The organism is Companilactobacillus mindensis DSM 14500 (assembly GCF_001434275.1).
Classification (GTDB): Bacteria; Bacillota; Bacilli; order Lactobacillales; family Lactobacillaceae; genus Companilactobacillus; species Companilactobacillus mindensis.
Genome location: NZ_AZEZ01000070.1, coordinates 1 through 9,557 on the forward strand (window position 1 = coordinate 1; position 9,557 = coordinate 9,557).

9 protein-coding genes and 1 pseudogene are annotated in these 9,557 nt (G+C 37.5%); 5 read left to right on the forward strand and 5 right to left on the reverse strand.

Features of this window, described 5'->3' with window-relative positions; all coding sequences use genetic code 11:
- Positions 1-82: 82 nt before the first annotated feature.
- Positions 83-1,492 carry a C69 family dipeptidase gene (locus FD29_RS06360; protein WP_057888115.1) on the reverse strand — a complete coding sequence of 470 codons (1,410 nt, stop codon included), beginning with the start codon at positions 1,490-1,492 and terminating at the stop codon, positions 83-85.
- Positions 1,493-1,576: 84 nt separating this feature from the next.
- Positions 1,577-2,215, reverse strand: a complete 639-nt coding sequence (locus tag FD29_RS06365; RefSeq protein WP_057888116.1) for a TetR/AcrR family transcriptional regulator — start codon at positions 2,213-2,215, stop codon at positions 1,577-1,579.
- A gap of 110 nt (positions 2,216-2,325) precedes the next feature.
- Between FD29_RS06365 and FD29_RS06370 the strand changes: the two genes are divergently transcribed.
- Positions 2,326-3,318: an NAD-dependent epimerase/dehydratase family protein gene (locus FD29_RS06370; RefSeq protein ID WP_268872006.1), complete on the forward strand. Its 993-nt coding sequence runs from the start codon at positions 2,326-2,328 to the stop codon at positions 3,316-3,318.
- A 148-nt stretch (positions 3,319-3,466) separates the two neighbouring features.
- A pseudogene (locus FD29_RS06375) lies at positions 3,467-4,360 on the forward strand (aldo/keto reductase).
- Positions 4,361-4,540: 180 nt separating this feature from the next.
- Here FD29_RS06375 and FD29_RS06380 read toward each other — a convergent pair.
- On the reverse strand, positions 4,541-5,383 hold the full coding sequence (locus FD29_RS06380; RefSeq protein ID WP_057888118.1) for a mechanosensitive ion channel family protein: 843 nt from the start codon (positions 5,381-5,383) through the stop codon (positions 4,541-4,543).
- Between the two features lie 92 nt (positions 5,384-5,475).
- The gene (locus FD29_RS06385; protein WP_057888119.1) at positions 5,476-5,724 is read right to left on the reverse strand and encodes a hypothetical protein; all 249 of its coding nucleotides are present in this window, start codon (positions 5,722-5,724) and stop codon (positions 5,476-5,478) included.
- Positions 5,725-5,903: 179 nt separating this feature from the next.
- On the opposite strand from FD29_RS06385, the gene FD29_RS06390 reads away from it, so the two are divergent.
- Positions 5,904-6,347, forward strand: coding sequence for a DUF3955 domain-containing protein (locus tag FD29_RS06390; protein ID WP_057888120.1), 444 nt, complete (start codon positions 5,904-5,906; stop codon positions 6,345-6,347).
- Positions 6,348-6,440: 93 nt separating this feature from the next.
- Positions 6,441-7,025: a peptidylprolyl isomerase gene (locus tag FD29_RS06395; protein ID WP_057888121.1), complete on the forward strand. Its 585-nt coding sequence runs from the start codon at positions 6,441-6,443 to the stop codon at positions 7,023-7,025.
- Here FD29_RS06395 and FD29_RS06400 read toward each other — a convergent pair.
- Positions 7,022-7,867, reverse strand: a complete 846-nt coding sequence (locus tag FD29_RS06400; RefSeq protein WP_057888122.1) for a LysR family transcriptional regulator — start codon at positions 7,865-7,867, stop codon at positions 7,022-7,024. The genes FD29_RS06395 and FD29_RS06400 overlap by 4 nt on opposite strands.
- A 102-nt stretch (positions 7,868-7,969) precedes the next feature.
- Here FD29_RS06400 and FD29_RS06405 point away from each other — a divergent pair, with 102 nt between their 5' ends.
- Positions 7,970-8,989 carry a YeiH family protein gene (locus tag FD29_RS06405; RefSeq protein ID WP_057888123.1) on the forward strand — a complete coding sequence of 340 codons (1,020 nt, stop codon included), beginning with the start codon at positions 7,970-7,972 and terminating at the stop codon, positions 8,987-8,989.
- Positions 8,990-9,557: the final 568 nt, after the last annotated feature.

The following is a 9,557-nucleotide window of genomic DNA, read 5'->3' on the forward strand; positions in this document are numbered from 1 at the left end:
AAAGTTCTAAGTAAAGAGTTTAATCTTTACTTAGAACTAATCTTAGGTTGTTTAAAACGAGTTACCCGGTTTGCTTCACTCTCTAATCATTAAGATTATAACGAAGTTTCATGTGTTCAGAACCCATTGTTACCATGTCGCCAAGCAATTTAGTTTGTAATTCGAAAGCAGTAGTAGCTAGTTTGTCATTAGCATCTTCCAAATATTTTCTAACTTTCTTTTGATTCTTAATATCGGCATCAGTATCATTTTGGATTTGACGGTAAGCACTCATTGCTTCGAGTTCGTAGTCATTGCGCATATCAACGTAAAGGTCGTAGTCAGTATCGCCAAGTAGGGCAGTTGTACAACTCAACCAGTACATGTTATTGAGGTCGAATTTGCCAGTAGCATTCTTGTATGTAGCAGGAGTGTCTTTAACATTGGCATAGAAAGGAACAACTGTGTTGAAAGTATTGGCACCATAAGCTAACCAGTGAATACCAGCAATTTCATCAGGAACGTTGTTTCTAATTTGTAGAATGTGAACATCGTGGTTTCTGTTGATACCAATTGGTCTGAAGAGCTTCTTTTCAGCTTCGGTACCATCACCGTAGACATCATATTTAGTATTTTCAAAGTGAGAACTCAAGACAAATTTTACATCTTCGATTGAGATCTTGCGGTTAGCGTGACAGATGAATGGAAGATCTTGGTTCATTGGATCGTCTGGAGTGTCGTCGGGACTGAAGAACTTTTGACCGGACCAGGCACGAGGGTTGTTATAAACGGTATCTTTAACTGATGAACTACCGAAGATATGTCTCAAATTATACTTCTTGAAATCAGGGTTCAAATTGTTATCGTCGATCATATCTTTCAAATCATCTGAGCAAAGAGTGTCTTTAGAATCGAAATCAAAGTTGTCAATGTTCATACGGTTAGGAGCAACAACATAAGCATCGTCAGGGATACGAACGGCAGCCCAGTGGTGTCCACCGATTGTTTCTAGCCACCAAACATTATCTTTGTCAGCAAATGAAATACCGTTTGGTTCGTAAGTACCATATTTTTCAAGCAGCTTACCAAGGCGTTCTACACCTTCTTTAGCACTGTTGATGTAAGGAAGTACGACTGTGACAAGGTCTTCTTCACCGAGACCATTTTCAACGAATGGATCCAAACCAAGAACACGTGAGTTAGTTGTGATAGTTTCTGTAGCTGACATCGCAACGTTTTCACTGTTGATACCAGCAGCTGGCCAGATTCCGTTAGTCAAAATTGAATTAGGAATCGATGTATAGCGTAAAGCTTTGTCAGGTAGATCGACCTTAACTTTACTAATAACTGAAGTGTATTCAGTAGGTTGGTAGTCAGGGTTAACAACGACGAAACGTTGAGGATCAAGAGCTTCGTGACCGTCATCGTTTCTTGAAATAATTGTTGAACCGTCAAGTGAGGCCTTCTTACCGACTAAAATCGATGTACATGAACCTTTAATACGTTTTTCCATTATATAAAATAGCTCCTTTTATGGTTTCTGATAGTTTTATTATAACTTCTTTAATATAGTTAGCCAAATTGTATAGTTTAAAAATTAGTGTTCAATCAATGAATAAGTATCGTAATACTCTTTAACGATCACTTCACCAAACTCTCTCACTGCATCAGATACCGTTAAGTCTTTAGTGAAGACCGAGTGGATCTGATAGATAAAATATTCGCGAAGGTACTGTTCACCTTTTTCCAAACTAATTTGGTTGGTACGAACGTCGTCCAAAATACCACGGATACAAATTTTATTTTGGTAGAGTAAAAAGTCAGCTGAGACGGTACTGATGACTAATTTTTTTTGTTGGGCATTTTGATAAAAACTCTTGAGGTCAATTAAGTATTGATCATAACCGTGACGGAAATCACGGTAGAGTTGGGGATATTTTTGTTGCAATTCCTTTTCAAACAATTCAGTCGATGAACCTAACAATAGTAGTGAATTCAAAATAGTCGACAATAAATTCTCATTCTCAGCTTGTTTGGGGATGGGATATTTAGTTAAGAATTCCATGTGGCGATTGACGACGGATTGGACGATCTCATCTTTATTTTTAAAGTATAAGTATAATTTGGCACGGCTGATATCAGCTTTTTTAGCAAGGTCAACCATTGAGAAATTGCTGAATCCTTGGATCAAGATAATGTGGTTGAACTTGATGATTAATTCTTCTTTGGGTGTCATTTAATATACCTCCTGAAATTATTATAACATTTTCTTTGACATTTTAGACATTTGATAGTATTGTTTGTCTAAATTAAACAAACAAAGAGGATATTAATTATGAAAAAGTTATTGTAACAGGCGGTACAGGATTTGTTGCAGGTTGGGTAATCGTTGAATTTCTCAAAGCTGGTTATCAAGTTGGTACAAGTGTCCGTTCAATGAAGAAGACTGAACGACTAGAAAAAGAAATTGCTGCAGCTGTTTCAACTGAAGAAATGGCTAACTTGAATTTCTTTGAAGCTGATTTAACAAGTCCTAAGAATTGGGTTGAGAGTATCAAAGGTGCTGATGGCGTGATCCACGTGGCTTCACCAATGGGTAACGGAACTCAATCAGTTGAAGAATTAGTCAGTGTCGCTAAGAATGGTGCTTTGACAGTTCTACAAGCTGCTAAAGATGCTGGCGTTAAACGAGTTGTCATGACAAGTTCTCAAGCTGCTTCAACACCCGAAAGTGGCAGTACGGAAGTTTTGGATGAGAGTTTTTGGACAGATGTCAACAATCCTGACCTTGATCCATACCGTATTTCTAAAGTTGAATCTGAAAAGGCCGCTTGGAAGTTTGCCAACGAAAATGATATGGAATTGACGACGGTTTTACCAGGTGCTATCTTCGGACCAATTTTGTCTGATAAAGCAGTCAGTTCCAATGGCGTATTATTGCGTCTCTTGAACGGCATGCCAATGACACCACACGTTCCTTTGGAAATTTCTGATGTCCGTGATCTGGCACATCTACACCGTTTAGCTTTTGAAAACACCGTAGCTATTGGCAAACGTTACTTAGCCGCTTCACAGACTTTGACGATGGCTGATATTGAGAAAGTTTACCAAACTAACTTCCCATATAAGAAGATCAAAATTCGTCTAGCACCAAATTGGGTTCTAAAAATTGCTGCCCGTTTTGTTCCAGAATTACGTTCGTTGGTCCCAATGCTTGATCGTAAATATCGCCACACAACTGCCGCCGCAGAAAAGGACTTAGGCTGGACCCAACACAAACCAGAAGATACCGTTTTGGATGCCGCAAAAGCTTTGATCAAATTCGGTGTCGATAAATAAATTTGAAAAAGTTTCAAAAATCGATTGACCTAGACCACACTCTAAGTACTATTCTTGATTTCGTTGAGAGATAAAGGAAATTGATATTTATGAAACAACTAATATTGGTAACACAAATTGGAAAGCTTCAGCCGTAGCACTTGGAATCATGCGCATGGAAGCTTTATCTACACAAGACGCAGCCAAATCATTGGAAGCTGCCGTTGATGCCGGAATCAACTACATCGATTCTGCCGATATCTATGGTATGGGCAATTCCGAAAAAGTTTTCGGTAAAGCAATGAAGGAAGCAAATATCTCCCGTGATGATGTTTATATTCAATCAAAAGGTGGAATCGTCTTTGATCCTGCTCGTAGTCACGGTAGTTTTGTCTTTGGCAAACGTTATGACTTCTCCAAGAAACACATCATCGAAGCAGTTGATGGAATCCTTGAAAGAATGCAAATCGACTACTTGGATGCCTTCTTATTACACCGTCCAGATCCATTGATGGAACCTGAGGAAGTTGCTGGTGCTTTTGATGAATTACAAACAACTGGTAAAGTAAGACACTTCGGTGTTTCTAACTTTAATCCCTAACAATTCCAAATGATTCAAGAAGCAATCGATCAAAAACTATTGATTAATCAATTACAATTCAGTATTGCTCACACAGGAATGATTGATTACGGTATGCACACTAATATGACTGATGCACGTTCGATCAATCATGACGGCGGACTACTAGAATTTTCAAGACGTAACGGAACAACTATTCAAGCTTGGTCACCATTCCAATATGGTATGTTTGAAGGAACATTTATTGGTAGCGACAAGTTCCCAGAATTGAACCAAAAGTTACAAGAATTAGCTGATAAATATGGTGTAAGTAAGAATGCCATTGCCGCAGCTTGGATCTTGAGACATCCAGCAAATATTCAAGTTATCATCGGAACAATGAACCCTGAACATATTGTTGACAGTGCTAAGGGTGCTGATGTAGAACTTACAAAACAAGAATGGTACGATGTCTACTTTGCAGCAGGCAATGATTTGCCATAGAGCGTGACAGAACTCGGTTTACTTCCGAGCAATAATTGAAAACCGCCAATATTCATAATGCGAATATTGGCGGTTTTACTATTATGCGGAAGAAGTTGAGTTCTGTTGCACGTTTACGCTGCATATTTAATGAAAAATATAGTTATGTTCCAAATTCATTTTGGAGTTGAATATAAAGAGTTACTTTGGGAGTTCAATTCCAGCATCTTTAATTGCAGAAAGATAATCTTTTAATAGAACGTTTTTGACATTGAACTGAGCGCCTGGTTTAGTGTAGGCGGCAATTTGAATGACGAGGGTGCCGTCATTTTGATTGGCAAAACCAAGAATGGCTGGTTTTTTAGTTATTTGTAATTCTTCTAAATTAATATCATTACTGATATCATCGATAATTTTGGTGATTTTATCAAAAGGAGCATCACTTGCAATCGGAATTTCCATTAAAGCCTGCATGTTATTGCGGGATTTATTGCTGACAACTGTGATGTTGCGGTTAGGGATATAGTTCAAAGTACCGTCAGTACTTTGAATCTGGGTCGTTCGAATACCAACGTAAGTGACCCGGCCTTCGATGGCACCGATCTTGATCGTATCGCCGACACTGATCTGTTGTTCTAACAAGATGAAGAAACCATTGACCATATCGGAAACGAATCCTTGAGCACCAAGACCAATAGCCAATGAGAATATTCCGGCACCAGCAATCAGTGTTCCCACTGGAATACCGATAGCTGAGAGAATGGCGTAGATCCAAAAGAACATTAAGATGTATTTGAAAATATTGAGAATCAACGTATAAATAGTATCCAATTTTTTAGGGGAAATAGTGGCTTTAGTACCACGCAAGCCAGTTTTGAAAATGTGACGAATGATTTTTTTACCGATCCAGTTGATCAAGAGTAAAACGACCGTCAGAAGGACCAATTGGATGACAACTGAAGCAATGTGCTGCAAGACGGATTCCCAGTCGACTTTGAGAAACATATTCTTGATGAGAGTGTTTAAATTTAGGGATGATGGCAATATTATTATTCCTTTCGAAAAAAAGTGCTGAAATAATAGTATCACAAAATAAAAAAGCTAGAAAATCCTAAAGATTTTCTAGCTTTTTGTTTTTACATATAACTTTTAGGAACAAAGTCCTCAACGGCAACGTACAATTTATCGGATAAATCCTTATAAAGTTCATGTTCGCCAGTCAGAAGGGTGAAATTGTTATTGTCGCAAGATTCGATTAATTTTATTGCGGCAGCAATTTTTAAATCGTCGTGAGAATAGTCAATGTCGCTTTTACCGGTAATCGTAATGTCTAATGTAGGGGCGTCATGTCCCAAAGTGTAATCTTGAATGTTTTCTGTGATCAAAGTAAATCTCCTCAAATTTGTTGGATAATAAAACTAACACATTTGAATTGATTTGAAAAGTCAGTCATACGGATTGTCTTTTTTACAAGTGAAAGCTTGGTATATCAGGGATGCTTGTAACTCTAGCTTTAATTTTTAGATTAATATCGGTATAACTGAATTGAAGAGGAGATGAATTCATGGACTTTGGAACCCAGATCAAGAAATTACGCAGCAGCCGAAAGTTAACTCAGGAACAGTTGGCTCAAAAATTGAATGTTTCACGGCAAACAATCTCTAGTTGGGAGAATAATCGGAATTTACCTGACTTGGAGATGGTTGTGCGGATTGCTAAAATATTTACCTTGTCATTGGACCAACTTATTTTGGGTGACCCAACGATGGCTACTAAATTAGTGAAGGATGGCAGTGAGATGAGAAAAATCAAGTTTACATTATATACGACGATTATTATGATTTTGGCCGGAATCGGCTGCTTTTTATTATCGTCAATTATCGGTTCGACCATAGATGCAAATGGAATGCTTCACGAACCATTTTTCCTTATTCCAATCGGTTATTTATTCTTATTAATAGGGATGATCTGCGGATTAGTTCATTTATTCTTCCGATTCCATAAATAAAAATATGGATTGATGTAACTGTTGATAGCAAACAGTTGGAATATGACTCAAGTATGTTAAAGTAGATTTACTTATATAGAAGGGAATTACAAAATGACATACCCACAATTAGATTTAGAAAACGCTACTGGCAGTGTTGCAACTATCAAGACTAACCATGGCGATATTAAGATTCAACTATTCGATGAATTAGTACCTAAGACGGTCAAGAACTTCGTTGAATTAGCTAAAAAAGGTTATTATAACGGCGTTATTTTCCACCGTGTTATCCCTGATTTTATGATTCAAGGTGGCGACCCAACTGGAACTGGTATGGGTGGCGAAAGTATTTATGGTGAAAGTTTTGAAGATGAATTCACTGACCAATTGTTCAACCTCGATGGTGCTTTATCAATGGCCAATGCTGGTCCTAATACTAACGGCAGTCAATTCTTCATCGTTTCTAATCAAAATATGCCTAAACGGATGATCAAAGAAATGGCCGGTGCCGGTTATCCTCAAGAAATCGTTGCTGAATATAAGAATGGTGGAACTCCATGGTTGGATCACCGCCACACAGTCTTTGGCCAAGTTATTGATGGTATGGACGTCGTTCGTGAAATTGCTCGTGCTAAACGTGATGGCAACGACAAACCTAAGGATGATATCGTTATGGAAAGCGTTGAAATTGCTGACTAAACAGCGTCAACTATTTCTCGATAAGTATCTTTAAAATATGAATTCTTTAGAAAAACTAGATTGATAGGATGTTCGACGTGAAATCCTGGTAGATCTAGTTTTTTTAGTTGGCCGAGTTTTAATTCGTCAATAACTAATGACTCATACATGAAGCTGATCCCAGAGTTTTGTTTGAGAAATTCAATGATTGCAGAAGGACTGGCAATTTCAATTACATTTTGAAAATCACTAGTTCGGTAATTTTGGGTAGCCAACCAATTTTCGAAGATGTTGCGACTGCCAGAACCGGTCTCTCGAATGAGTAAAGTCTGTTCAAAGAGTCTATCGATTGAAGTGGTGTCAATAATATCGTGTGAGACGCCAATAAAGTTTTCTTTTTGGACGAGAAAAGAGTCGAATTCATCTTTATTGAAGTTGCCCTCTATTAGACCAAAATCGACTTTGCCATCGCGGATATTTTGGAGAATGTGTTGGGTATTGTTGATCTTAGTTGTAACAACGTTCGTGCGCGTCGACAGTTGTTGAATGAATTTGGGTAAAATAGTTGAACTGAGTGAGAGGGTACAACCCATTTTGAGATGTTCAGCACTTGTTTGGAGTGATTCGATTACTTTTTGACTCTCTAACTCGGTCTGTTTAGCAAATTTAGCCAAATTGATGCCGGCTGAAGTTAAAGTGATTTTGCCATGTTCTCGAATGACAAGCTGTAATTGCAACTCATCTTCTAAGGAATTGATCTGTTGTGAAACGGCTGGTTGCGTAATGAATAGTTGCTCGGCAGTTTTGGTAAACGACTGAGTTTTTGATAAAACAATTAAAGTCTTATAGCGTTTATCTAGCATAGTTTGGCCTCTGTATAAATTTTGCTTATGTATAACTAATAAATACTAATTTTTAATTATGCAAGTTATATATTACCATTTTGTACATGGAGGAATTAATTTATGTATGTAAAACTTTTCGAACGGAGTTTCTACTATGCCTTGGGCATGACCTTGCTTTGTTCAATTATCGGTAGTTTTCTCGGGGGACTGCCATATTTAACTATTATCGGTGCATTAGTGATCTCGCTGATATTAGGGATGATGTTTCAAATTTATCGGCCAGCAATTAAGAAAGCCGAAGCAGGAATTGGATTCATTTCCAATAAATTTTTACGTTTAGGAATTATTTTATTAGGATTCAAATTGAACTTGATTGATCTAGCCAATGCCGGTGTCAAAACTATCTTGTTCGCTATCTGCATTGTGACCGGAACTATCTTGTTGACTTATAATATTGCCCGCAAGTTCGGTGTCAGCAAGCGTCTAGCAATTTTAACTGCCAGTGGAACTGGAATTTGTGGTGCCGCTGCCGTTATGGGAATATCGCCGCAGATCAAAGTTTCCAAAGAAGAGGAAACGGCTAAACATAATGAAGAAGTTTTAGCAGTTGCAATCGTAGCTATCTTAGGAACCGTCTTTACATTGATCGAAATTGGTATCAAACCATTGCTGCATATGTCCTCAACTCAGTTTGGAGTTATGGCTGGTGGTTCATTGCATGAAATTGCCCATGCGATTGCTACCGGTGGGGCAGGTGGTTCGGTTAGTTTGAGTGCTGCGATCATTACTAAGCTTTCCAGAGTATTATTGTTAGCCCCAGCAGCTTTAATTATCGGTATATGGTATCAACGCCAAGAGCATGTGGCCGGCAGTGAAAAACAGAAGCTTCCCATTCCTTGGTTTATGGCTGGATTTTTATTAGCTAGTGTCATCGGGACGTTTGTACCAATGCCAGCCAATGTGTTGGCAATGTTAGTTAAGCTGGCTTATCTAGTCTTGGGTATGGCAATGGCAGCTTTAGGGATGAGCGTTAATTTCAAAGCCTTTTTGAGCAGTGGAAAGAACGCCGTCTTGGCAGCCTCATCAGCGTCAGTAGTTTTATTGATTTTCACTATTGTAGTAAGTAAAACATTCTTTTAGATAAATGCAGCTATTGATCATTTAAAATCGATAGTTGCTTTTTTAGTTATACGAAAGGTAAATGGTTATCAAAAGAGCTGTAAATGGTGCTATAGTATTAAGCAATAACCGCTAAGTTAACTAATTTAAGGCAGATTGTAAATTGGTTAACTATAGGAAGAAACTGGCAAATAAGTTAGTTTGACCAAATAAATTGGAAAAAAAGTATAAAAAATACTTGCAACGATTTGTCATTAACGGTAATATATATCTTGTTGTTGTGACAGATAGCAATGACGATCAACGTTTTAAACTTAATTGTTTAACGTTGATCGTCAAAATTATTTTTAAAAAGTTCTTGACTTGATCTTGTGACTTAGGTAAGATAATTAAGTTGTCTGTTAGACATCGCCTAACATTTTATCATTTACTTGATAATTTGTTAGAAAAATCATTTTAAAAGTTCTTGACATTAAATTGTTGGCTTGATAAAATGATTAAGCTGTTAGTTAGACGCAAGTGTTTAACTGATAGGTAGACCTTTGAAAACTGAACAAAGTTTTAACACTAAAATTGTGTAGGTCAACAT